At 65.1% G+C, this 23,341-nt stretch carries 22 protein-coding genes and 1 pseudogene; 14 read left to right on the top strand and 9 right to left on the bottom strand.

Features of this window, described 5'->3' with window-relative positions; translation table 11 throughout:
* The first annotated feature begins 49 nt into the window (after positions 1-49).
* The 5 genes from AC5IJH_RS16950 (at position 50) to AC5IJH_RS16930 (ending at position 4,204) form a co-directional block, all read left to right on the top strand.
* Positions 50-991: a catalase family peroxidase gene (locus tag AC5IJH_RS16950; protein WP_491904010.1), complete on the top strand. Its 942-nt coding sequence runs from the start codon at positions 50-52 to the stop codon at positions 989-991.
* 102 nt (positions 992-1,093) lie between these two features.
* Positions 1,094-2,212, top strand: coding sequence for an alpha/beta hydrolase (locus AC5IJH_RS16945; protein ID WP_491904009.1), 1,119 nt, complete (start codon positions 1,094-1,096; stop codon positions 2,210-2,212).
* Positions 2,213-2,218: 6 nt separating this feature from the next.
* On the top strand, positions 2,219-2,746 hold the full coding sequence (ruvX, locus tag AC5IJH_RS16940; protein ID WP_491904008.1) for a Holliday junction resolvase RuvX: 528 nt from the start codon (positions 2,219-2,221) through the stop codon (positions 2,744-2,746).
* 97 nt (positions 2,747-2,843) lie between these two features.
* Positions 2,844-3,329, top strand: coding sequence for a GreA/GreB family elongation factor (locus AC5IJH_RS16935; protein WP_491904007.1), 486 nt, complete (start codon positions 2,844-2,846; stop codon positions 3,327-3,329).
* 104 nt (positions 3,330-3,433) lie between these two features.
* Complete coding sequence (locus tag AC5IJH_RS16930; protein ID WP_491904006.1) at positions 3,434-4,204, top strand: CDP-alcohol phosphatidyltransferase family protein; 771 nt, start codon at positions 3,434-3,436, stop codon at positions 4,202-4,204.
* Positions 4,205-4,303: 99 nt separating this feature from the next.
* On the opposite strand, the gene AC5IJH_RS16925 is transcribed toward AC5IJH_RS16930, so the two are convergent.
* Positions 4,304-4,501 carry a hypothetical protein gene (locus AC5IJH_RS16925; protein ID WP_491904005.1) on the bottom strand — a complete coding sequence of 66 codons (198 nt, stop codon included), beginning with the start codon at positions 4,499-4,501 and terminating at the stop codon, positions 4,304-4,306.
* A 186-nt stretch (positions 4,502-4,687) separates the two neighbouring features.
* Here AC5IJH_RS16925 and AC5IJH_RS16920 point away from each other — a divergent pair, with 186 nt between their 5' ends.
* A complete protein-coding gene (locus tag AC5IJH_RS16920; RefSeq protein ID WP_491904004.1) occupies positions 4,688-5,692 on the top strand; it encodes an oxygenase MpaB family protein in 1,005 nt (334 codons plus the stop codon).
* 26 nt (positions 5,693-5,718) lie between these two features.
* On the top strand, positions 5,719-6,180 hold the full coding sequence (locus tag AC5IJH_RS16915; RefSeq protein ID WP_491904003.1) for a cupin domain-containing protein: 462 nt from the start codon (positions 5,719-5,721) through the stop codon (positions 6,178-6,180).
* Between the two features lie 28 nt (positions 6,181-6,208).
* Here the strand turns inward: AC5IJH_RS16915 and AC5IJH_RS16910 are convergent, their stop codons facing one another.
* From AC5IJH_RS16910 to AC5IJH_RS16880, 7 genes are all read right to left on the bottom strand, one after another.
* Positions 6,209-8,395, bottom strand: coding sequence for an ankyrin repeat domain-containing protein (locus tag AC5IJH_RS16910; protein WP_491904002.1), 2,187 nt, complete (start codon positions 8,393-8,395; stop codon positions 6,209-6,211).
* A gap of 327 nt (positions 8,396-8,722) precedes the next feature.
* Positions 8,723-9,919, bottom strand: coding sequence for a DNA polymerase III subunit beta (gene dnaN / locus AC5IJH_RS16905; RefSeq protein WP_491904001.1), 1,197 nt, complete (start codon positions 9,917-9,919; stop codon positions 8,723-8,725).
* Positions 9,920-10,565: 646 nt separating this feature from the next.
* Complete coding sequence (locus AC5IJH_RS16900) at positions 10,566-12,002, bottom strand: APC family permease (RefSeq protein WP_491904000.1); 1,437 nt, start codon at positions 12,000-12,002, stop codon at positions 10,566-10,568.
* Between the two features lie 48 nt (positions 12,003-12,050).
* Positions 12,051-13,673, bottom strand: coding sequence for a phytoene desaturase family protein (locus AC5IJH_RS16895; RefSeq protein WP_491903999.1), 1,623 nt, complete (start codon positions 13,671-13,673; stop codon positions 12,051-12,053).
* Between the two features lie 62 nt (positions 13,674-13,735).
* Positions 13,736-14,869, bottom strand: coding sequence for an acyltransferase family protein (locus AC5IJH_RS16890; RefSeq protein WP_491903998.1), 1,134 nt, complete (start codon positions 14,867-14,869; stop codon positions 13,736-13,738).
* Between the two features lie 42 nt (positions 14,870-14,911).
* Complete coding sequence (locus AC5IJH_RS16885) at positions 14,912-17,083, bottom strand: DUF5054 domain-containing protein (RefSeq protein WP_491903997.1); 2,172 nt, start codon at positions 17,081-17,083, stop codon at positions 14,912-14,914.
* The gene (locus AC5IJH_RS16880) at positions 17,046-18,206 is read right to left on the bottom strand and encodes a carboxylesterase family protein (RefSeq protein WP_491903996.1); all 1,161 of its coding nucleotides are present in this window, start codon (positions 18,204-18,206) and stop codon (positions 17,046-17,048) included. Before AC5IJH_RS16880 ends, AC5IJH_RS16885 begins: the two co-directional genes overlap by 38 nt.
* Before the next feature lie 178 nt (positions 18,207-18,384).
* Here AC5IJH_RS16880 and AC5IJH_RS16875 point away from each other — a divergent pair, with 178 nt between their 5' ends.
* Positions 18,385-19,521, top strand: coding sequence for an alkene reductase (locus AC5IJH_RS16875; protein WP_491903995.1), 1,137 nt, complete (start codon positions 18,385-18,387; stop codon positions 19,519-19,521).
* Between the two features lie 69 nt (positions 19,522-19,590).
* Here the strand turns inward: AC5IJH_RS16875 and dnaA are convergent, their stop codons facing one another.
* Positions 19,591-21,036: a chromosomal replication initiator protein DnaA gene (gene dnaA / locus AC5IJH_RS16870; protein WP_491903994.1), complete on the bottom strand. Its 1,446-nt coding sequence runs from the start codon at positions 21,034-21,036 to the stop codon at positions 19,591-19,593.
* A gap of 450 nt (positions 21,037-21,486) precedes the next feature.
* Between dnaA and AC5IJH_RS16865 the strand changes: the two genes are divergently transcribed.
* The 6 genes and pseudogenes from AC5IJH_RS16865 to AC5IJH_RS16840 form a co-directional block, all read left to right on the top strand.
* Positions 21,487-21,618, top strand: coding sequence for a hypothetical protein (locus AC5IJH_RS16865; protein WP_491903993.1), 132 nt, complete (start codon positions 21,487-21,489; stop codon positions 21,616-21,618).
* Positions 21,578-21,850 (top strand): VOC family protein, encoded by a 273-nt coding sequence (locus AC5IJH_RS16860; RefSeq protein WP_491903992.1) that lies wholly within the window; start codon positions 21,578-21,580, stop codon positions 21,848-21,850. Before AC5IJH_RS16865 ends, AC5IJH_RS16860 begins: the two co-directional genes overlap by 41 nt.
* A 158-nt stretch (positions 21,851-22,008) precedes the next feature.
* Positions 22,009-22,164 carry a 50S ribosomal protein L34 gene (gene rpmH, locus AC5IJH_RS16855; protein WP_491903991.1) on the top strand — a complete coding sequence of 52 codons (156 nt, stop codon included), beginning with the start codon at positions 22,009-22,011 and terminating at the stop codon, positions 22,162-22,164.
* 55 nt (positions 22,165-22,219) lie between these two features.
* Complete coding sequence (gene rnpA, locus AC5IJH_RS16850) at positions 22,220-22,738, top strand: ribonuclease P protein component (protein ID WP_491903990.1); 519 nt, start codon at positions 22,220-22,222, stop codon at positions 22,736-22,738.
* Positions 22,735-22,986, top strand: a complete 252-nt coding sequence (gene yidD, locus AC5IJH_RS16845; protein ID WP_491903989.1) for a membrane protein insertion efficiency factor YidD — start codon at positions 22,735-22,737, stop codon at positions 22,984-22,986. Before rnpA ends, yidD begins: the two co-directional genes overlap by 4 nt.
* A gap of 107 nt (positions 22,987-23,093) precedes the next feature.
* A pseudogene (locus AC5IJH_RS16840) lies at positions 23,094-23,341 on the top strand (membrane protein insertase YidC); the annotation flags it as partial.

Below are 23,341 nucleotides of genomic sequence, written 5' to 3'. Positions count from 1 at the left end.
CCCCCCGTCCGTTCCCGTTCGCCCTCACCGCGCCATCAGGAGGCGATCCATGCCAATGCCCACCGACGAGAAGTTACTCGCGCTCAGCGAAAGCCTGCTCCAGGCCTTTGACGCTATCTTTGGTGTCCACCCCGGCTTTCGCCCTGCGCACGCCAAGGGCCTCATGCTGAGCGGACACTTCGTCCCCGATCCCGCTGCCGCCTCCCTCACCCGCGCTCCTCATGTTCATCAGCCGAAGACGCCCGTGCTCGTCCGATTCTCCAACTCGAGCGGCGTGCCATTGATCCCGGATACGGACCCGAATGCGAACCCGCGTGGCATCGGGGTCCGCTTTGCGCTCGGCGACCGCGTGCACACCGACATCATCGGCCACTCGACCGATGGCTTCCCGACACACACGGGCGACGAGTTTCTGCAGTTCCTCCGCGCGATCGCCAGTTCGAATTTGGCAGATCTCAAAGGCTCACCGCTGGAAGCCTTCCTCGGCAGTCATCCCGCGGCGCTCGCCTTTGTCCAGGCACCCAAGCCCGCACCGTCGAGCTTCGCTCGCGAATCCTACTTCGGCGTTACGGCCATGCAGTTCACCGATGCCCAGGGCAAGAGCCGCTATGGCCGGTATCGTGTTATCCCGGAGGCTGGGAACGAGCACCTGGACGACGCAGCAGTCAAACTGAAGGCGCCCGATTACCTCTTTGCGGAAATTGCGGAGCGTGTCAGCAAGGCCCCAGTCTCCTTCCGCATCGTCGTCCAGCTTGCCGAGGAGGGCGACGTGGTCGATGACGCCACCAAGCACTGGCCTGAATCGCGGACGCTTCACCCCTTCGGAACGCTCACCCTGACGAGCGTGCTTCCCGACTCCGCAGTCGAGCAGAAGCACATTATCTTCGACCCGATTCCGCGCGTGGACGGCATCGAGCCATCGGAGGATCCGCTGCTCGAAGTGCGCGCCGCCGTGTACCTGCTGAGCGGCCGCCGTCGCCGATCCGCGTAGCCCGCTCGGGCCAGACCGGGGCTTCCTCGCCCCGCCTGCCACCGACATTGGGTCTGTTGCGCTACAGTGGGTCCGCAATCCTGCTCGTCCGGAGAGACCCATTTGAAGCTTCTCGCGTCTACGCTGCTGGTCGGCCTGCTCTTTCCCGCGCTCACTGCTTCGGCCTGGGCCCAGGCGGCCGGTGCGGTCGCCACCACTGCAGCCACCGCCGTCCAGCAGAACTCCAGCTATGTGGACCCCGATGGCACCGTGCACGTGGGCCGCATCGTGCCCGTTCCCAGCTCCCTTAGTCCGGAAGCTCAGGCCTTCCTGCGTCACCCAGCGACCGACCGGAATACGCAGCCACCGCTTCCGCAGCGTCGCCAGCTTCTCGACGGGTACCGCGTCAAGGCGCGCGAGCAGTGGCTCAAGATCTGCCCCGGCGTCACGATCGCCCCGGACACCATGGCCGGTGTTCCCGTGCTCAAGGTCGATCCGCCCACGGTCCCCGATGCGAACAAGGGTCAGGTTTTGCTCGAGCTACATGGCGGCGGCTTCGATTCCGACTCCGGCAGCATCAGCGAGACGATTCCTCTCGCCTTCTACACTAAGATCCCCGTCGTTGCCGCGCTCTACCGGCTCGCCCCGGAGCATCCGTTCCCCGCGGCAGTCGATGACGCGGTCGCGGTCTACCGCGAGCTGCTGAAGACACACAAGCCGCAGCAGATCGCCATCTACGGCACCTCCGCGGGCGCCATTCTCACCGCCGAGGTGGCAGTCCAGCTGGAGAAGCTGAACCTGCCCGAGCCTGCTGCCCTCGGCGTCTTCAGTGGTCTGGCGGACTTCGCACGTCCAGGCGACTCACTCGCGATCTACAGCCTGACCGGCTTCAGCGGTTATCTGGCCACCCCGAACGGCAAGCACGAGCCGTCTCCCTACGTTGGCAGTACCGATCCGAAGAATCCCGTGCTCTCGCCCATGTACGCCGACCTGCACACCATGCCGCCAACCCTCTTCGTTACCAGCGGTCGCGACCTGCTGCTCAGCGGCACCATCGACCTGCATCGCGCCTTTCTGCGAGCGGGCGTCGATGCCCGTCTGGTCGTCTTCGACGGATTGCCGCATGCCTTCTGGTACGACCCCGCTCTACCCGAGTCGATTGAGGCCAATCAGCTGATGGCGAAGTTCCTCGCCGGCCAGCTTGAGGCGGCGTCTGCGCACGTCGCGCAGCCCGCTCACTAACTCTCGATGGCCATAGATCCAGAAGAGGCTGCGCCCCCAGCGCCGCTGCTGGCGCAGCCCTGGCTCGGCCTCGATGTCGGCACGCGCCGGATCGGTGTCGCCCTCTCGAACGCGCTCGGGATCGCCCTACCCCTGCTGACGCTCGAACGCGCTGCACCGCGCGAGGAGCAGCGGTCAATCCTCCGGCTCGCCCGGCGGCATGCGTGCGGCGGCATCATCGTGGGCCACCCGCTTCGGCTCTCAGGCGAGGCCAGCCCTCAGACAGAGCGCGTGGAACGATTCGTGGAGCAGTTGCGAGCGCTCGCCGCAGAGCAGGCTGCCCGTCCCGGCGATGCCGCCCGCCCGCTCCTGCCCATCCACCTCTGGGACGAGCGCCTCTCCACCGCCGAGGTGATCTCCTCCTGGCAGGAGACCCACCCTGGCTCGTATGAGCCGCCGCGGCAGCTCGTCGACCAGCTCGCCGCGGCGTTGATCCTGCAAGGCTGGCTCGACGCCCGCACTGGTACCGTTACACTTCTTCCGCCAGACCAGTAGCGCGGCTGCCGCGTCGTATAATCGTGGTTTGGCGGAATCAGGAACCATGCCGTTTCATGGCTTGTGTGTACTCCCCAGACCGTCGGCGAATATATCCATGCCCGAACACATCAAGAAAAAGTTGGAAGAAGAAATCCGGCATCTGGAGCACGAGCTGACGCACGAGCTGCCCCAGGAGATCAAGAAGGCAGCCGCGCTCGGCGACCTCAGCGAGAACGCCGAGTACCACATGGCGAAGCAGCGGCAGGAGTTCGTCAATGCGCGCCTCGGACAGCTTAAGAAGCGCATGGCGGAGCTCGCCCTCGTCAATCTAGCGAATATCCCACATGACCGCGTGGCCTTCGGATCCACGGTGCACGTCTTCGACACCACGAAGGATGAGCAGCTGGTCTACAAGCTCGTCACCTCTGAAGAGTCGGACGTCAACAAGGGCCTTATCTCGACAACCTCCCCCATCGGCCGCTCGCTGATCGGCAAACAGGTGGGCGACACCGCCACCGTGGTCACGCCCAACGGCAAGCGCGAGCTCGAAGTGCTCAAGCTGATGACCATCCACGACGAAGCCGCCAAGAGCGCCGAGTAACGAGTGACGATCAGGCCAGCACTCCGGACAAACCCGCACTTCGCCGGTCCAGCGAACACGCCCCACCCGCATTCCAGCGACGCCCTGACCACCGGAGTCCGCCCATGACATGGACCAGCGCGTTCGGCCGCGGCTGCGCCGTCATCCTGCAGAAGATCGTCAACGGGCTCGCGCTCACCCGCATCTCGCCCAACGTCCTCACCTTCATCGGCCTGATCATCAATGTCGTGGCCGCGATCTTCTTCGGCTTCGCGAACAGCCACAACTACGTCCGCTTCTTCCTCTACGCCGGCCTGGTCATCATCGCCGCGGGGATCTTCGACATGGTGGACGGTCGCGTCGCGCGGCAGACCGATCAGGTCACCGTCTTTGGTGCATTCTTCGACTCGGTCATCGACCGCTACTCCGATGTCGTGCTGTTCTTCGGACTGCTGGTCTTCTACGCTCGCGGCAATCGCTTCTTCTACGTCGTGCTGACTGCGTTCGTGATGATCACGTCGCTGATGGTCAGCTACACGCGGGCCCGCTCTGAAGCGCTGATCGGCTCCTGCAAGGTTGGCTTCATGGAGCGTCCCGAGCGCGTGGTTCTCATCATCCTGGGCGCGCTCTGCATGCGCTGGGATGTGATGGCGCCCGCGCTCTGGGTCCTCGCGGTGCTCTCCACGATCACTGTGATCCATCGCATCTCGTACACCTACACGATGGCGAAGGCGCTCCATCTCGAGCCGCCGACGAAGCGCAGCGCTCCCCCCGAGAACATCGTCGAGCCGACCCCGATCCGCACTCCGAGCGCTGGTCAGGCAAACGCCGCGTCCATGAGCGGAAACCCGATGTCTTCAAACGGTATGAGCGCTACCACCGCCCCGCGCGGCTAATCCGGGCGGCCCGGAGAGCCATAACCCTCCGCAGCCAGCGGCAATCGATAAGCGGAACTGCTAGCGCTCACTTGGTCATAGCTAGAGCGACTCAGCAGCCTAAATGTGGGTGAGGAAGTTTTCTGCGAACATGTTGCGTGCCGCCACCTTGGGCGTGAGCAACATGTCGCGCAGCAGCTGGGCCTGGCGGCGGTAGTCGGCAGCCTGGTCGGGGCTTGCGGAGCGGGCTTCGCGATCCAGACGGTCGGCTAGCAGTTCGGACGGGGACGATTCACGGATGCGGAGCAGGGTGTCCATGGCGAGGAGAGTACCGGGGCAGCCACCGAGCGCTGAATACGACTTTGGTTGCGCTTGTGGAACGGTGGCCCGGCACATCCCACCGGAGCATCGAACCGCTGATGCGACGGCAAGCACGAGAGGCTCACGATGCTCCGGCATGGATGGCGTGGGCATGCATGAGGCTGGCCACGGGAGTGTATCCGCGTGAGTGACGGATTCACGCCTGTCGCGCGCGGCGACATCGAGCAGTTGTGGAGCGCGACCGAGCAGCAGACGACGGATCCGCGGGCGGGCATCTTCGGACCCGACTCGGTGAGCTGGCGGGTGAATCGCGAGTCGGCGCTGTTTCTCGGCGCGGGTCGTGCGTCGCTGCTGCAACTGGCGCACCCCTGGGTCGCCACCGCGCTCGAGCAGCACTCGAATCTGCGCAGCGATCCGCTCGCGCGCTTTCACAACACCTTTCGCGTCGTCTTCACGATGATCTTCGGCACGCTTGAGCAGGCGCTCTCCGCGTCGCGCAAGCTGTACGATCTGCACACCCACATCACGGGCGAGCTGCCGGCATCGGTCGGACGGTATCCCCAGGGCTCGCATTACCAGGCGAATGAGATGGGCGCACTGCTGTGGGTGTTCGCCACATTGATCGAAAGCGCGGTGATGGCGCATGACGCCGTGCTGCCCCCACTGACCGACGCCGAGCGCGAGGACTACTACCGCGAGAGCCGCACCATGGCCGCGCTGTTCGGCATTCCGGGAGGCGCGATGCCGGCCGACTGGCAGGCATTCACGCTCTACACCAGCGGCATGCTGGCTACGGACACGCTGGGCGTGGATGCGCGTGCCCGTGACCTGGCGCATGGCGTTCTGCATGGGCGCGGCTCGCATGTGCCAGTGCCGTCGTGGTATCGCGCGCTGACCGCGGCATGGCTGCCGCTGCGCCTGCGCTCGGCCTTCGCACTGCCTTACAGCTACGAGGAGCAGCGTGCAGCAGAGCGCGCGCAGCACTGGCTGCCGCGCGTGTACCCGCACCTGCCTGGCGTGATCCGCTTTGTCGGCCCCTACCGCGAGGCCCAGGCGCGGCTCGCCGGCCACAGCGTGAGTCCCGTCACGCGCTGGAGCAATCGCTTCTGGATGGGGCAGGAGCACCTGATGCCGGCGGAGGAGAAGCGACGTGCGCCGGCGGAACCAGAGACAACCGAATCGTCATAACTCTTCGCACCAGGAGCATAGACCGAATGATCTCGAGATATCACACAACACTGCTGGCGGCCGTCGCAGCCACGGCGAGTCTGACGCTGCTGCGGGCGCAGAATGACACCACCCGGGTCGCCACCGCGCAGCGGGACCTATTGGTCCAGTCGGACGAGTCCTGGAATGGCAAGCGGTATACGCACTATCCGACCGGGCAACCGCAACTCACCATGCTCAAGCTGACCATTCCGCCGCATACGGCGCTGCCCTGGCACACGCATCCGTTCCCGAATGCCGCCTACATCCTCTCCGGCACCCTGACGGTGCATGACAGAGAAAGCGGCAAGAGCAAGATCTTCCATCCGGGAGAGGCCTTCGCGGAATCAGTGGACGATGTGCATCGCGGTGAATCCGGCAGCGAACCGGTGGTGCTCATCGTCACCTATGCAGGCACGCAGGGCGTGCCCACCTCGACGCCGGTGAAGGGCGAGAAGCCGGAGTACTGAACGGTGGCGGGGGTGGGGCTTGCGCCCGCTAGGGTGCTCCCGCGGCGACTTGCTGTTTCGCTTCGGGCACAGCCGCGGCCAGCGCCATCGCAGCCCAATTCGTGCCTGCGGCGGAGATGAACTGGTCGTAGTGATGCGGGAATCCGGCGTCTGCCCAGGGCTGGAAGGCGAGCGCACGCGTCTGCACATACCAAGAGCCATCCGGGTCTTGGCGCGCCAGCAGCCACTGCATGCCGCGGCGATACACGGGGTCGGACGCAGGCATGCCCGCGAGATGCAAGGCCACTAGGCTCTTGCCCGTTGCGTACGCACTGCTCTCCATCGATGGCAGGTCCGACCAGCCGCCATCCTGCTTCTGGTTGGCAACCAGTTCGTGCACAGCACGCTGCGTGGCGAGGTTGTCGGCGCCGGCCCAGGCAAGCCCGGCCACGCGCCAACTGCGATCGTCGTTGTTGAAGGATTGAGCCTGGGCCAGCCACGATGCGGCCCGCTGAATGGCCCGCCCCGACGCTGCCGCCTGCGAACGGGGCGGGTACAACTGCAACGCGCGCATGGCAAGCGCGGTCTGCCCGATGTAATTGAGGCAGAGCGGCTGGCGCGTGTCGGCGTGGGGCTGCTCCCACTCGCCGTTCGGCTTCTGCCGCCATAAGATGTGCAAGGCCGCTGCGTCCGTGTCGAGGTCCGGCGGATGGCCTTCTTCATGCAACCCAAGCAGCACATACGCGACGATGCCTTCGGAGAAGTTGTCTTCGATAGGTATGACCGACCCCTGGTGCAGCAGGTCGCGATTCCTGCTGAGCCATTCGCGATTCACCCGGACCTGCGATGCGGCGACAGTCTCGTCGAGGTGAATGCCGCGCCGGCGCGCCCAGCTCATCGTCATCGCCGTAAGGCTGTTGTTGTGGCAGGAGACACAGCCGGAATTCTTGGCAAACTGGGCATCCGCTTTTTGTAACAGTGGCAAGCTGCTTTGCACCGCGCTGCGTGCATCGTTGCCGGACCGCATGGATACCGGCGCAGGACTGGGAGTGGTCTCTTTCGCTCCCGAGGCGAGCAGGAAGGTGAGTACGGGCGTGGGACCGTGCTGCTTCGCGATCTCGAGCACCGACAGCCCCGTGTCGCCGGAGTTCTCGTGGCGGCTCCGGGCGTTGACATCCGCACCGTGCGCGACCAGCAGCTTCACCTCTTCGAGTGGTAACACATCGGAAGCTGCCGCAGCCATCAGGGGCGTGTGCCCGAACAGGTCGTAAGCGTTGACGTTCGCACCTTGATCCAGCATGCGGCGCACAGCAGCCGTCTCTCCCAGATGAGCCGTGTCCTGCAGGGCGCGCGTGTAGACGTCCTTGTCGTGCACCTGGGCCATCGTCATTTCCAGGCAGCGCGCGCAGTGCGTCGTCACCGCCATGGTGAGGATCTGTTCCGCATCGTCTCCCACCCGGGCTCCATGCTCCATCAGCAGAGAGAAGGTAGCTTCGTTGCCGACCGTCGCCGCCTCAAGCAGGGGCGACGACGCGACGTCAGGGCGAGCGTTGGGGTTGGGGTCAGCGCCGTGCTGCAGGAGATAGCGCACGATGGGCGTGCCCTCAGGCGCGCGCGATGCGATCATCAGCGGTGTCCGGAAGCTCTCGGAGATCACATTCACTCGCGCACCGTGCTCGACCAGAAGGCGCACCTTGCTCATGTCGTGCGAGGCCCAGAGCAGAGGGGTCGCGGCAGCATCGTTGCTTCGGTTCGGGTCGGCGCCGGACTTCAGCAGTGCTGCGATCGTCGCGGTGTCGGCGTACAGCACGGCATACATGAACGGCGTCGAGCCCTCCGGGCCGCGCGCGTTCAACAGCGACGGATTTGCTCGCACGGCCTTGAGGAAGGCCGGAACGTCGCCCTTGTGCAGCATCTGGATGGCGGCGATCGCCGCGGCGCTCGGCGGCGGCAGCTCTGCCTCGCTGGAGAGGGCGTCCGGCCACTCTGCACCCTGGTCGATCCACTCGCGTATGGTCGCGATCTCGCCCGGATGCAAGCCTCCTGTGGGCGGCATCTGCTGGCCGAATTCGCTGTTCAGAACACGGTGATAGAGCACGCTGTTGGCGCTGTTGCCCGGCACAATACGGCGAGCGCTCAGCTTCAGCGCGGAGCTCTTCCTGTCCAGCCGCAACCCGCCGTTCTGCTCGCTCGGGCCGTGACAGGAGACGCAGTTCTGCTGCAAAAGCGGACGCACATCCCGGCCGAAGTCGAGCTTGGGTTGTACCTGAGCCGACAGCGTGGAGAGACATGTGACAAGGCAGAAAAGAGGAAGGATGGCGAAGCAAGGTCTCATCTGGACCGTCCTGGAAAGGAATTGAAACGCGGCCCGATTGGCGTTCATCCTACGCGCAGGAAGAGTCACCACGCCTCATATCTCTGGTGACGTACCCGAATCGCACGCGCGGAATGTCTGGCGCCGACCCTGCTGGTGACCCATGGGAATCGCTGGGGCGCGCGAGAGGGGGAAACAAAAAGCCACCGCGAGGGTGGCTTTCTATCTCTCTGGACGCGTCCAAGCACATCAGATCCGCATGGGCATGATGATGTAGCGGTAGCGGTAGTCATCGGCGGGGTCTTCGGGGCGCATCTGTCCGGCGGACTGGGCGTCTTTGAACTCGAGCCGCACCTCGCCGGTGTTGCCGATGGCCTTGAGGAAGTCGAGCATGTAGCTCGAGTTGAAGCCGACCACCAGCGGATCGAACTGGTAGGGCGATTCGATTACGTCCTCGGACTCACCCGACTCGGTCGAGGAGCTTGAGATGCGCAGCTCATTCTGCTCAAAACGCAGCTTGATCGCGCCCGAGCGCTCGTCTGCGAACTGGGCCACGCGCTGGATCGAGCCGTACAGATCCTCCGAGCGCACGATGACGAACTTGTGGTTGTCGCGCGGCAGCACCGCCTCGTAGTTGGGGAACTGGCCGGTCAGCTTGCGCGAGGTGAGCACACGCTTGCCGATGCGGAAGAAGAGCTGGTTTTCGTCGTCCGCAAACTCGACGTGGCCGGCTTCCTTGTCCTTGGGATCGACGTCCGCGAGCAGCGACATCAGCTCGGCGAGTGCCTTGCGCGGGATCAAGGTCTTCTTCTCGCCGCCGGGGATCGCGCCCAGGTTCTCGTTCTGCTTCTCGATGTGGGCCAGCCGATGGCCGTCGGTCGCGACCATGGCCAGCGACTCCGGCTTCAGGATCAAGAGCGCGCCGTTGAGCGTGTAGCGCGACTCCTCGTTCGAGATAGCGAAGATCGTCTTCGCGATCAGGTTGCGCAGGCTCGCGACAGGCAGCGACACCACCGAGGCGGTCGGAAACTCCGGCACCTGCGGGAAGTTCGCACGCGCCATGCCGACCATCTTCGTGTTCGAGCGGCCGGACCGGATCTGCACCCAGTGGTTGTCCTGGAGCTTGATCGATATCTCACCGTCGGGCAGCAGCTTGATGTAGTCGTACAGCTTGCGGGCGGGGATGGTGCAGGAGCCTGCCTTCTTCACCTTGGCGACGCAGGAGGTGCGGATCGACTGGTCGAGATCGGTGGCCGTGATGGTGAGCCGGCCCTCGGCGTCGTCTGCCTCGAGCAGGAAGTTCGACAGGATCGGGATCGTGGTCTTGCGCTCGACGACCGACTGGGTCGCGGTCAGCTCGCGCAGCAACTCCTGCTTCGAGACGGCGATCTCCATTGCGAATCCCTGAACTGTGTGCTTGTCTGCTTCGAGTCCTACGCCGGGCATGTGCGAGCTCTCCCTCTGGTCCTGACGGCTGCGTGCTGCGGGTGGTACGTGCGGTGGATTGCCCACACTCTACACCAGCCGCGGCAGGGGAGAGCAGGAATCCGACCGGCTCCAGTGTACGGGCAGGGTGGGCGTGGAAAGCAGGGACAATCGGCGGGAAACTGGTCGCGGCCGACCGGATCGAAACCGGACCGACGAGGCGCGGATCGAGCCGCAAACCGGGGTGAGCGAGCGAGGGCTCGAGCGGACGGCTACTACGAAGAATCCAGAAAAGGATATATAGATCGTCGCCGTAGTCGTTTGCTGTGGGGAAGTGGGAATGCGCGGCGAAACCGCACAGGCAACGGGCTGGAAGCATGGCCCGGATTTAGAAAACCGCACAGCCCGGGTGTGGGTGTGCTGGAGAACAGGCCGCCTACCCTCAAAGGGCGTCCGGATTTCCCAGCCCTGTCCACAGGCGGGGACGTGTCTTGCGAGAGCGGCCGGCGGTGGACGGGTGGGAATCGCGGTCCTGTGCAGCAGGAGCGTGGCTTTGGCGCATGCCGGATTTCCACGACTCGGCATGGCGTCCCGCGCTTTCCAGCGATTCCACAGAGGGGCTGCGGAGCGTGGAAGACCGGTGACGCAGGACGGCCATTCGAACGCGCTACGAAGTGGATTCGACTGCTGGTGACGTACGCCGCCGGCCTGCGGAAAAAACGGCAAGTCCGGCAATCAGGATGACTCCGGTCGAGAACAGGACCTTGGCTAAGGTGCGCCCGGGGTGAGGATCGCCCGGGGGCGGCACGAGCGAGAGACAAATCGTCATCGCCGTCGATCCGAATCCAACCGCCGCACACACAATGGTCAGCCCTCGTGAGAGGCGCGGGCCGCCGGGCAGTGGCAGCTCCGTGACCGCACCGCGGCGGACCAACCGAATCAGCCCAGCAAACACCAGCAGGAATGGCAGGAAGGTGGTCACAACTGTCATGCTGACGAGCAGGTCATACGCGCCACGCACCGTGTTGCCGGCCTGGCCCAGTATGGCCGTGAGGATGCCCGCCCCGCCGTAGACCGCGATGGCCACCCACGGCGTGCCGTAGCGCGGGTGGATGCGCCCGAACGAGGCTGGCAGGTAGCCATCGATGCCCGCGACGAACGGCAGCCGCGAGGTGGCGGAGAGATAGCCCGCCGCCCCACCCACGGCATTCACGCCGAGCAGCACGGCCATCAGCGGAATGATCCAACCCAGCCCCACATGAAGGGCAAGCTGCTCCGTGCCACGCATGAAGCCGTCGGCTCCGGCGAGCACGGTGGCGCGCTGCGCCTCTGGAAAGGCAACCAGCAGCGCGCCGGTGCCGGCAAGATAGGCGACCGTAATGACCAGCCCGGCGGCGAGCAGCGCGCGCGGCACAGTGCGTCGCGCATCGTGGATCTCATCGCCCATCAGCGACCCTGTCTCGCATCCGGAGAAGGCGAAGAACACAGTCGAGAGGAAGATCGCATTGCCCAGCGAAGGATGGGGCACAAACGATGCGAGCGGAAACGACATGTGCCAGCCGAAGCGAGCTGTGGCCGACGCCGCCAGCGCAACCAGCACCACGATGGGCAGCCAGTTACCGACCGAGCAGATGTTGTTGAGCCACTTGCCGGACTCGAGCCCGCGAATGTTCAGCGCCACGATCACCACGAGCCAGAAGACGGCGAACCCCATATACCAGGCCGGCGAGGTAGAGAGCTCCTGCCCGCGGCGGCCGAAGGCCACCAGCAGCGAGCCAGCGCCGAAGTAGAGGATGCCGGGGAAGTAGGGCAGGTTCGACATCCAGTAGGTCCAGCCGGCGAGAAAGGCGGTGCGGTGCCCAAAAGCCTCGCGTGTCCAGATATAGAGCCCGCCCTCTTCGGGGTAGCGCGTGGACAATGCGAGCACGCTGAGCGCGAGCGGCACGAAAAAGCCCACCAGCGCGAGCAGCCACACGACGAGCGCCGACGGACCCGCGGCGGCTGCGGTCGCGACCCACCGGATGCTGAGCGTGGTCACGATGTACAGCAGCGTGAGATCGCGCAGACGCAGCGATCGCTTCAGCGCAGGCTGGTTGGGATTCATGGAGTTGCGCGCCAGTCTACTCCCGGTCCGCTGGTGCGCAACTAGGACTTAGCTGTCCGCCAGCACCGCCATCGCGGCGTTGCGGCCGTTGATGCCGATCACAGAGCCGCCAGGGTGCGTGCCGGCGCCACACAGATAGACACCTTGCATCGGCGTGCGCGCGCTGAGGCGGCGGGACCACATGTGGGCAGGCAGGCACTCGCCCTGGAAGATGTGGCCGCCGGTCAGCCCGACTTTTTCTTCGATGTCGGGCGGACCAAGCACCTGCGCATCGACGACGGCGCGATCGAGGTTGGAGCAGAAGCGCCCTATGGAGCCGAGCGCCAGCGCGCGCACCTCGTCGCGTCGGCTGTCCCAGTCGCCGGTGGCGAAGCGATAGGGCACATACTGCGCGAAGACAGACATGGTGTGCATGCCCGCGGGCGCGACCGTGTCGTCATGCACGCTCTGGAAGTAGAGCTCGCACCACAGGTGCTCCGGCAGCTCGCCACGTCTCGCTGCAGCGTAGCCGGCCTTCCACTCCGCATGCGTGAGCGGCGCGTTGATCTGCCCGTAGTGGTGCGGCTGGTGCTGCCCCGGTCGCGCCGTGAAGTCGGGCAGCTCTGACAGCAGCACGTTCAGCTTCACAGTGCAGCCCTCAATCGGCACCTGCTCGACCTGCGCGCGCCACCCTGTCTCTGCATGCGCACCGAGCATCGCGAGCGTGCGGACCGGATCCGCGTTCGACAGCACAACGGGCGCGGCGATGCGCTCGCCGCCCGCGAGCCTCACTCCCTCGCCGGGCAGAATCTCGGCGACGGGAACCCCCGCAGCGATCACCGCGCCTGCCCCGCGCGCTGCATCGGCCATCAGGAATGAGACCATCCCCATGCCACCCGCGACGTAACCCCACATGCCGGGCACGCCACCCAACCGACCCGATGCGTGGTGAAACCGGATCGAAGCCGTGCCCGCGTCGAAGGGGCTGGCATTGGTGCCGATCACGCCCTGCCCGAGATACGCCGACTGCAGCCGCTCGTCGCTCAAATATCGACTGACGAACTCCGCCATCGACCAGTCGAGCAGCAGATGCCGCGCCTCCTCGTCTTTGCCCAGGCGAACGTTGAGCTCCTCGGCCGTAGGCGCGTCGCCGATCCAAAAGTCGCGTGGTTCGCTCGTCCCGGTTGTCATTGACGCGGCAGGGCGCAACGCATCGCGCAGTCGGCGGAGCACGTCGTTCATCGCACGCCAGCCTTCGACATCGGCGGGTGCAAAGCGGCGCACCTCCGCCTCGCAGAGATCGTCGTCATCCCAAAGCTGGATCGATGAGCCGTCCGAAGACCCATCGAGGAACGGCACGAACAGTCCGTTCACCGCGGGCGTCCAACGGAAGCCGCGCTCTGGTAACTCGAGTTCATCGACGACGAGCGGATGCAGCAGCCCAGCCAGATACGCGCACGGCGACATGCGCACGCCGGGCCAGGGCTCCTCAATGGTGCAGGCACCGCCGATGCGCTCGCGTGCTTCGAGCACCAGCACGCGCCTGCCGGCACGCGCAAGATAGGCAGCGCACGCTAGGCCGTTGTGGCCGGCGCCGACGATGACCGCGTCCCAGCGCTGCGCCGCTAACTCGCGGACAGGTGCGGGAAGGCCGACAAGGCCGAGTGCAGCAGCAGTACGCGATGTAGACAAAGTGTACGGAGCTCCTTCTGGTGCGCCATAGTATCGCGTGGTCATGCGCGTGCGACAGCCTTTCAGGCAGGTCGCGAGGCGACGAAGGCGAAGCGCTCTTTCAGGCGCAAAAACGGTGTCTCGAAGAAGCGATACGAGAACGCGGCCGCTGCCAGCGTGAGGACAAAGCCGAGCACCATGCGCCCGCCTCCCAGCCACGCCAGCCGCACCATCCATCGGCCGTAGATGAGATACAAAAAGAACGCGTGAAACAGATAAAGCCCATACGAGATTTTGCCAAGCCACGCCAGCCATCGCGGCACCTGCTGCACGCTGAGCGCGGCGATCAGCAGCAGCATCGCGCCTAGCAGCACAAGCAGCCATCGTCCAACGGACGCCGCGGATTCCAAGGTTGAATGCTGCGATCCCGCAACGCTCATTACCCAGAACCCAAGCGCCGCCGCAACGAGAAGTAACTGCCCCACAGGGCTAAACCGAATCGTACGATGGCGGAACACAAGCGCGATCAGCATACCGGCGGAAAAGAACTGGAAATGGAAGAAGCTGTTGCACCACAACGGAGGATCCGTGGGAAAGTAGTACGGCGCCACGCGGAATGCGACTGTGTACGCCACTGCCATTACTGCTGCGCAGATTGCGCCCAGCGCACGCGGACTCGCGAGCCGCGCAAGGACAGGAGCCAACATATAGAACTGCTCTTCCACAGAGATGGTCCACAGCGGATCGAGTGGCGAATCCGTCCAGCCATGGCGCAGCAGAGACCAGTTCCCAAGGAAGCATGCGAACGCCGCGACAGCGTGAGGAACCATCCTGCCAAACGGTAGGAAGCGATCGAGAGATAGAAACAATACCAGGCACAGATAGTAGAGCGGCCAGATGCGGAGCACGCGCCTGAGGTAAAAAGCGCCCACATGCACGGTGCCCGTCCTGTCCTTCTCGATCAGCAGAAGCGTGGTGATGAGATAGGCGCTGAGCAGAAAGAACACGGGGACACCGAATGCGCCGAGGGGGCGAAGGAAGCTGCCCGGCGCAGTGAAGCCCGTCACATGCATGAAGAAGACCAGCAGAAAGGCGAAGAAGCGCAGCGCGTCGAGGCTGGGATAGTAGACACGCGGCGCGGGAGCGGACCGGGCCTCTACGGCCTCCTCGAGGGCGTGGACGCCCTGCTCTCTGCTGTTGCTCCCGACTGGGTGCATGAAACCTCGGCGTGATCATACAAAGCGAGCCTAGCTCGCGCTTCAGATCTCGAGCGAGAAGCGATACTGCCAGTCGCCGCCCGCCCACTGCGGGTAGTTGGTCCCCCACGCATTGTTGTACAGGCAGACATGCGCGCCGCCGGACAGGTCCGGCAGGTCGAGCGTGAAGTTCAACGGCGACCGGCGGCCAATCGCGACCACGGGTGCGTCGAAGGTGCGCAGCGTAAGCTCTCCCCTCGGCGTTTGCTGGATCGCGCCTGTCGTCTGCGAGCTCTGTGTGTATTGCCAGCGCAGCGTCTCGTCCACAGCATGCATGCCGCGGCCGCCACCGCGCACCACATTCTCCGCCCGCACAGTCTGGCTGCTCTTCGTCAATACCACTTCGCTGCGGGCTGCCAGCGGTGGCGCAAAGCTGAGCCACATCGCCTCCGGCATGCGGTTGATCGTCTTGCCCAGCGTCAGCAATCGCAGATCGACACGCGGTGCCTCGTCGGGAAGTGTGATCTCGAGCACCAGCTCGCGCGGCCACGCGACGTTGCCTGTGGCGAGCGCGGCGGAATCCTCAATCGTGAGGTCAAGCACCCAGTGCTCGCCGTGGTCGTCGCGCCGGTGCCGACACTGGCGCATGCGCGGATGCCACTCCCGCGCCGCAGCTCCAAAGCGCTCGATGCCCGGCTTACCGAAGTCGCGGGGCGCCCAGTCTGCCGTTGTCTTGATGTAGCGATCGAGAAAAGACGCGTACTCGCCCGGCGACAGTGTCTGATAGGTGAATAGCGCCAGCGGCTGCGCTGGCGAGGCCCACTCTCGACCCGTGGCAAGGTGACGTAGCCGCTGCAAAGCGCCCGTGTTTGGATCGAGCGCGATCTCGAAGTGCCTGGTCGTGAGCCGCGTTGCCGGGTCGAAGGGCACGAGCCCCGCTGTCTCGCTGCGTGCGGTGACGAGCGAAGAGAGCCGCGCATGCGCCTGCTGCTGGAGCGGTGAGGGCAGGCCGGCGATACTCTCGTCCAGGTCGTCGCGCTTCTCCTGCCAGCTGTGTTGCATCGTGCGATAGCCCGGCCGGGCCAACACTGCTGCCAGCTCACGCGGCCGATAATGATCATTGTCCAGATACGATTTTGTATCGGTGCCCCAGGTGTGCTCGACGGAGAGCAGCAGTCGCCGCAGCATGGCGCGATCCGTCTTATCGCCAACGCGCAGCGTGCCCGCGGCGAGCCACTGCTCCCGCAGCCGCACCATCTCGCGATAGCGCGCCACCTCTTCTGGATCACTGGCGCAGCCGTAGATCCAGGTGTCGCCGATCTCGGTCGTGACCACCGGGAGCCGATCGCGAATCGTATCCACCGCAGTGGCGACCTCGTTCAGCCCCGTTGCCTGAATCGTCGCGCCGGGAAATTGCCGGCGCAGTTTGGTGTAGATGGCCGCAATCTCTGCCGGTGTGTGCGGTCCGCTGTTGTCGTTGCGCACCTCGACATTGACGGCAACGCCTGCACCCGGCAGAACGACCACGCTTCCGTAATCGTGGCGGTGGTACATGACGGGCAGCGTGCTGCCGTCGGGATCTTTCCAGACAAACAGCTCCGGCACGTCGGGCGGAGTGCTGGCAGCGTTCACGCCGATGTCGAGCAGCCGCACACCCGCGGCCGCAAGTGGCGCAACCAGGCCGCGCGTGTGGCCGGGCACGTCCGTCATCTTTGCGCTGATTGTGGTTCGGCCGAAGCGGCGATCGAGCTCCTTCGAGAAGCCGAGGCCGCCCTCGATCATCGAGCGGGGCATCATCTCGGTCTGCCAGCTGAAGGGCAGTGCATGCCACGAGAGATCGCCCGCGGCAAGCGCCCGCTCAACCGCACTGTGCTGTGCAGGCGAGGCCTGCTCGAGATATTCGTAGAGCAGCCACGCTCCTGTCGTCCAACAGTAGCGGTCGGTGCCGCTCTCTCGCAGGCGCGCGGCGGTGCTCATCGCCTGCGGAAAGTAGACGTCGAAGTACTTGCGCATCACGTCGCGCTGCGTCTGCGTGAAGCCGACGTCCAGATGACACTTGGCCACGAGCAGCACAGTGTGGACCGGCGGCTCGCCTGCCGTGGGCGCGAGTGCACGGAGCGGCTCACCAGCCGTCGCGGCCAGCCCGGAGAGCGCGGTCAGGCGCAGAAACGAGCGACGCTTCATCACGCGGCCAGCCTCACCGGCGATCCCAGTGCTCTTCGTGGCGATCGTCACGGAACAGGATGCCGGTCACGCGGCCGCTGGCGTCCTTCTGGAAGATGAAGCGCGTCGGGGTGCCGCTGGGGTAGAAAAAGGTCGTCGGGTTCTCGGGCAGCAGCTCGTTCAGATCGTTGGTACGGTTGCGCGCAAACAGCTTGTCGCCCTCCACCAGGATCGTGATCTCGCGCAAGTTGCCGTCGTAGTAGTCGCCGACGTAATCATCGTAGACATCCGGGTCCACCTTGGCTGGCACGGGATGGAGCGGCACCACCAGGCGCTGCGCCTCCGCGTGTTCGGTGGGGATGGCTGACAGCCGCCGGGCCAGCAGCCATTGTGGCAGCGCCCGCTCGGCGTAGGCCTTGTCCCACGCGTTATGGTGCCAGCCCTCATAAAGCCAGAGCCGCACATCGCCGCCGGCCGCCTGCAGAGCGGTGTACATGATCTCCGATTCCTTGGTGGGCACGACAGAGTCGAGCGTGCCGTGAAACATCCAGACCGGCGTTCTGCCCACGGCCCGGATGTACGCCTCCGGCAGCACCGTCTGCTGCTTCCACCGCTCCGGCGCGTACGACCAGAAGATCCCGCCCGACACGGGCACGATCGCGGCAAAGCGCCCGGGGTAGTCCTTCGCAATCTCCCAGCAGCCGTAGCCACCCAGTGATAGGCCGGTGAGATAGAGCCTGTCCGGGTCGCCGTGGAACTCCTTGACCTCCGCGTCGAGCGTGGCCAACGCCATCTGCATCATATCCGGGTCGGTCCAGTGGTGGTGCGTGTAGGGCACCTGTGGCATGACAACCACGAACGGCCAACGCTCCGGGTGCGCGCGGATGGCGTTGGGCAACCCGACCTGCGTCTCGTCCATACCGTCGGACCCGCGCTCGCCCGAACCGTGCAGGAACAGGATCACCGGCCAGGGGCGGTGCGGGTCGTACTCCCACGGCAGGTAGACGACGTAGCGATAGGCGACCCCGTTGAGCAGTAGGGTGCGGTCCAAAAAGCCGGTGTCCTGCGGATGCGGCGGCCGGCTGGCAGCCACCTGCGGCGCGACGCCGCGCCCGCCTGCGGGGACAGCGGAGGCCTGTGCGCTGAGCACAGCCACCAGCAGGAGTGCACAAGCCAGGAGGTGGTGTCGGCGCATGCGTCGAAGGATACCGCAGCCAGCCATGCGGGGTCGCCGCCACCTGGCCGCCGTTGTCCTTCCGGCCAGAACGTTAGAACGAGGCCGCGCACGTTGGCACGATCAATGGGGAACCACCTGGTTTGAAGACGATCGAACAAAGGTGAGGCTTTGGCGGGGGTGGAGCATCCATTCAGATATGAGCTCTTCTGCATTGTTGTTCACTCCACTGCGCGTCGGCGCGCTGCCTTTGAAGCACCGGGTCGTGATGGCGCCGCTGACACGCATGCGCTCTGCCCAGCCTGGCGATGTACCCCAGCCGCTGAACGTCGAGTACTACCGCCAGCGCGCCTCCGACGGTGGCCTGATCATCAGCGAGGCGACGCAGATCTCACGCCAGGGCAAGGGCTATCCGGGGGCGCCGGGCATCCACTCCGCCGAGCAGGTCGCCGGATGGCGCCCCGTCACCGAAGCGGTTCACGCCAGGGGCGGCCTGATCGTGCTGCAGCTCTGGCACACCGGCCGCAGCTCGCACAGCTCCCTGCACCCGGAGACGGGTCTGCCGGTCGCTCCCTCGGCGATCGCGGCGCGCACCGGCAAGGCCTTCAGCGCGGAGTTCCAGATGGTCCCTTTCGAGGTGCCGCGCGCGCTTGAGACCGCAGAGCTGGCCGACGTCGTCGAGCAGTACCGCACAGCCGCCGAAAATGCGAAGGCCGCCGGATTCGATGGCGTCGAGGTGCACAGCGCCAACGGCTACCTGCTCGACCAGTTCCTCGAAGACGGCTCGAACCATCGCACCGACCAGTACGGCGGCTCGATCGAGAACCGCGCGCGTCTGCCGATGGAGGTGGTCGATGCGGTGATCGGGATCTGGGGCGCGGAGCGCGTCGGCGTGCGGTTGTCCCCGTATGGCAGCTTCGGCGACATGCAGGACTCCGACCCCGTGGCGCTGTTCAGCTATGTGCTCGAGCAGTTAAACCAGCGCAACGTCGCCTACGCGCACATCATCGAGCCGCGCACCACCAACGCCGGCGCGGGCGCACCGCTGAATCCGGATGCCCCGCGTACTGCAGAGATCTTCCGCAGCGCCTTTGCCGGCGTGCTGATTTCAGCTGGCGGCTACACGGGCGAGGAGGCAGAGCGCGCAATCGAAGACAGTCATGCGGACGCGATCGCCTTCGGACGGCTGTTCATCGCCAACCCTGATCTGCCGGAGCGCCTGCGCACCAACGCTCCGCTGAATACACCGAATCGGGCGACGTTCTACGGCGGGACAGAGAAGGGCTACACCGACTACCCGGCACTCCAAGAAGCGCTCGAGCCAGCCGCTAAGTAAACGATCGTCGGAACGAGAAAGGCCCGCCAGGTTGGCGGGCTTTTCTGCCAGAGAACGTCCGAGCTCGCTTTAGCTGTTCAGCGTCTCGGTGATCTTGTTCAGCGTGCGGTTCAGGTCCTTGTCCGTGCGCTTCTCTTCGTCGATCTTGCCGATCGAATGCATCACCGTTGTGTGGTGCTTGCCGCCGAACTGACGCCCGATCTCTGGCAAGGACGCTTCGGTCATCTGCTTGGCCAGATACATCGCGATCTGGCGCGGCACCACGACGGAACGCGAGTTGTTCTTCTGCTTCAGCTCCGTCACCTTCATGCCGAAGTGCTCGGCCACCGTGCGCTGGATCGCCTCGATTGTGATCTTGCGGACCTGCGTGTCGATGAACTGCTTGAGCGCCTGCTGTGCCGTCGAGAGTGTGATCTCGACGCCATTGAGCGAGCTCCACGCGAGCAGCCGGGTGAAGGCGCCTTCGAGCTCGCGGATGTTGGTGCGGATGTTGGTCGCCATGTAGAGCGCAACGTCCATCGGCAGCGAGCACTGCTCCATCTCCGCACGCTTCTGCAGGATCGCCACCTTGGTCTCGAGATCGGGCGGCTGGATGTCGGCGATTAGTCCCCACTCGAACCGTGAGCGCAGCCGCTCCTCGAGCCCCGCGAGATCCTTGGGCGGCCGGTCCGACGCGATCACGATCTGCTTGTCGCTCTCATGCAGCGCGTTGAAGGTGTGGAAGAACTCGTCCTGCGTGCGCTCCTTCGAGGCGAGGAACTGGATGTCGTCGATCAGCAATACATCGACACCGCGGTACTTGTCGCGGAAGCTGGACATCTTCTCGTTGCGCACGTACGAGATCATCTCGTTCGTGAACTTCTCGCTCGACACGTAGCAGATGGCCGACTGCGGCATGCGGCGCTTCACTTCATGCCCGATGGCATGCATCAGGTGCGTCTTGCCGAGACCGACGCCGCCGTAGAGGAACAGCGGGTTGTAGGCCTTCGACGGCCGCTCGGCGACTGCCTCGGCCGCGGCGCGCGCGAACTGGTTGCCGGCGCCGGAGACGAAGCACTCGAAGTTGTAGCGCGGGTTGAGCTGTGACGCGCTGTTCCAGTCGAAGCGCTGCTGCTGCGCTGCGCCATTCGTTACCGTGGCTGGTGCATTTCGCTGGCCGTTGCTCCGCGGCGTGTTGGGCGCGTGTGCCGGCGCCGGCGGAAAGCCGCCGTCCTCGCGAGCCTCGCGCGGACGCTGCGGGATGGATGGGTCGTTCTCCTGCGTGACGAACTGCACATCATCGAGCTCGAGCTCGAGCTTGTCGATTGCCTCGCTGATCAGGTCAGCGTAGCGATCGCCCACATGCTGGAAATCGGTCGACGGGATACGCACAAACAGCGTGCGCGCGTTCAGGTGGCTCATGCGTGTGGGCTTGAGCCAGGTGTTGAACGAGTGCCGGTTGACCTTCTTCTCGAGAGCTCCCAGGATGCGTGTCCACGGATCGATCACGGTCGTGCTGGTGGGGACAAACGACATACGCTTGAGTGGTCCTCGAACGGGCGTGCCGCCGACCTGGGGAATGCACCGGGAGAAAGAAAAAAGAGGCAATAACAGCCCTCTCGCGGCGCATGCGCGCGATGGGCCAGGCTCGTCGCCTGTTGCTCTCTCCCTCTGACGGATGCGCGCGCCCGACTCGTTGGCTGCAGGCGCGTCTCTGTTTCAGGTTCAGGGCATGGTGCCGGAAATTCGTGTTGAACGGAGCCGATACTAGCACACCGCGAAGGGCCACCGGGAGCCGCTTCGTCCGCAAAAGTACAGTTGCACCACCTGTTGTGAAGATGCACGCGAGAGGCCTCTGGCGTGTGTCGAAGATGCGACGCAGAGGGGCGCGCGAGTGATGGCTGATTGTGATAAGCGTGATCGAAGGCGTGCATGCAACGTTGCACTTGATCGGCGAACGTTCGATGCGCCGTCGAGGAGTGCCTGATGAGCTCGCTCCCACAGAAGAGCCCACTCGGACCACCAGTAGCCGAGCTGCCGGTGGTGGATGTCGAACGCGCACAGCAGCACTACCGTGATGCGCTTGGCTTTGAGGTCGGCTGGCTCTACACCGGATAAAGAGATCGGCGCAGTGTCACGCGGCCCCGTCGCGATCTTCTTCAGAAAGCGCAAGCCGCCGTTTGAACCGGCCGTCCACTGGATCTTCACCGAAGACATCGACGCCTCGTACCGGGAGCTGATGTCCTCGGGTGCAAAGATTGTCGATCCATTGGAACGCAAGCCCTGGGGTTTGCGGCAATTCACCGTGCAGGACTTGGACGGGAATGTCTTCTACTTTCACTGCGATTGAATGGGAGCGCGGAGGCACGATGAGAACTCCATCCGGCCGTTCTTTGCCCACGGACAAGGCGATCGGGTATACTCAGGCCTTGCGCCGAGACGCGGTTCGTTCGCCCCACCCAGGGCGCTCGCGTTGACGGCACAGACTTTTCTGATCAGGACAGTTCGATGCCCAAGCGTACGTTCCAACCCAATCGTCGCCGCCGCGCCAAGGTGCATGGCTTTCGCAGCCGCATGAAGACCAAGTCGGGTGCTGCCGTGTTGTCGCGCCGCCGGGCCAAGGGCCGGCACCGTGTCTCCGTGTCGCCGGGCTTCCGCGACTAACCCGGTTGCCGCCTCGCCTCATCAGGCGGCATCTCTGATTGCAGTGCCATCTCTCTTGTCTGCTCGATCCGCCGGCGCCCCGCACTCCGTGGCGCCGCAGTCGTGTCTGACAGCGAGTTCCGCGCTCAAGCGTGACTGGCGGCTGCACAAGCACGCAGACTATCAGCGCGTGTACGGCGCGACTCGCAAGCAGTTCTCCACGCTGATGACCTTCTTCGCCGCCCCCCAGCCGGCCGAGTGCGGAGCACAGGGTGCGCGCGTCGGCATCACGGCGGGCAAGGTGATGGGTAAGGCGGTCGATCGCAACCGCATCAAGCGCCGCATGCGTGCCGCCATCGTGGCCCACGTCGCGCTGCTGCCAGCCGACATTGATGTCGTGCTCCATCCCAAGCGGCTCGTGATCGACGCAGAATGGCCCGCGCTCCTCTCCGAAGTGAAGCGCGTCTTCGAAAAGATCGCGCGCGCTGGGGCTCCCCTGCCACCAGACCCGAACGCATCCAGCCGGCGCAAGCGCACTCCAGAAAAGCGTCCGTCCGGAAATCCCGGCGCGGTCAAGCCGCAGGCTCAGGCGTGACGGCGCTGCTGCTGCGGCTCTGGAAGTGGACACTCTCACCCGTGCTCCACGCCGTCTCCGGCCTGACCGGGGCCTGCCGCTTCCAACCTACCTGCTCGGAGTACGCGGCGCTCGCGATTGCAGCGCACGGACCAGTTCGCGGCTCGTGGCTCGCGCTCGGTCGTGTGCTGCGCTGCCAGCCCTTGTGCCGTGGCGGCTTCGACCCGGTGCCCGGCACCGGCTTTGACCGGGAGCGAACGGTTCCCTAGACCATGTACCATCGACACAGCGGCCGCGCGGCCAGATGCCCGCGCCCGGCCTGCGGCCTTGATTCTTAGGCCGCTCCAGCATTCGTGACCCGGTAAAGAGAGCTTCCTTGGCAGAGATTCGCAATCCCAATCAGCAGGGCGGTAGTGGTGGTGGTCGGCAGGACTCCCGCTCCATGCTCGTGTTTTCGCTCGTCTTCGTTGTGCTGCTGCTGGCCCTGCAGTACTTCAAGCCCAAGAAGGCGGAGACACCGCCCGCGGCGCAGCACCAGCAACAGGCCGCCACGAATACCGCGGCGAACCCGGCAGCTGCTGCGGCCGTGAATGGTGACACCGGCACCTCCGGGACCACCCCCCC

The sequence above is a fragment of the Candidatus Dedyshia acidiphila genome (assembly GCF_051025295.1).
Taxonomy (GTDB): domain Bacteria; phylum Acidobacteriota; class Terriglobia; order Terriglobales; family Acidobacteriaceae; genus KBS-83.
This window is presented reverse-complemented; position numbering and strand designations above follow the sequence as displayed.

What these genes read in the sequence shown, in the direction of transcription:
- AC5IJH_RS16950 (WP_491904010.1), top strand. Translation starts at nt 50, where the DNA reads ATGCCAATGCCCACCGACGAGAAGTTACTCGCGCTCAGCGAAAGCCTG.
- ruvX (WP_491904008.1), top strand. Translation starts at nt 2,219, where the DNA reads ATGGCCATAGATCCAGAAGAGGCTGCGCCCCCAGCGCCGCTGCTGGCG.
- AC5IJH_RS16935 (WP_491904007.1), top strand. Translation starts at nt 2,844, where the DNA reads ATGCCCGAACACATCAAGAAAAAGTTGGAAGAAGAAATCCGGCATCTG.
- AC5IJH_RS16930 (WP_491904006.1), top strand. Translation starts at nt 3,434, where the DNA reads ATGACATGGACCAGCGCGTTCGGCCGCGGCTGCGCCGTCATCCTGCAG.
- AC5IJH_RS16925 (WP_491904005.1), bottom strand. Translation starts at nt 4,501, where the DNA reads ATGGACACCCTGCTCCGCATCCGTGAATCGTCCCCGTCCGAACTGCTA.
- AC5IJH_RS16915 (WP_491904003.1), top strand. Translation starts at nt 5,719, where the DNA reads ATGATCTCGAGATATCACACAACACTGCTGGCGGCCGTCGCAGCCACG.
- dnaN (WP_491904001.1), bottom strand. Translation starts at nt 9,919, where the DNA reads ATGCCCGGCGTAGGACTCGAAGCAGACAAGCACACAGTTCAGGGATTC.
- AC5IJH_RS16900 (WP_491904000.1), bottom strand. Translation starts at nt 12,002, where the DNA reads ATGAATCCCAACCAGCCTGCGCTGAAGCGATCGCTGCGTCTGCGCGAT.
- AC5IJH_RS16890 (WP_491903998.1), bottom strand. Translation starts at nt 14,869, where the DNA reads ATGCACCCAGTCGGGAGCAACAGCAGAGAGCAGGGCGTCCACGCCCTC.
- AC5IJH_RS16880 (WP_491903996.1), bottom strand. Translation starts at nt 18,206, where the DNA reads ATGCGCCGACACCACCTCCTGGCTTGTGCACTCCTGCTGGTGGCTGTG.
- AC5IJH_RS16875 (WP_491903995.1), top strand. Translation starts at nt 18,385, where the DNA reads ATGAGCTCTTCTGCATTGTTGTTCACTCCACTGCGCGTCGGCGCGCTG.
- dnaA (WP_491903994.1), bottom strand. Translation starts at nt 21,036, where the DNA reads ATGTCGTTTGTCCCCACCAGCACGACCGTGATCGATCCGTGGACACGC.
- AC5IJH_RS16865 (WP_491903993.1), top strand. Translation starts at nt 21,487, where the DNA reads ATGAGCTCGCTCCCACAGAAGAGCCCACTCGGACCACCAGTAGCCGAG.
- AC5IJH_RS16860 (WP_491903992.1), top strand. Translation starts at nt 21,578, where the DNA reads ATGCGCTTGGCTTTGAGGTCGGCTGGCTCTACACCGGATAAAGAGATC.
- rpmH (WP_491903991.1), top strand. Translation starts at nt 22,009, where the DNA reads ATGCCCAAGCGTACGTTCCAACCCAATCGTCGCCGCCGCGCCAAGGTG.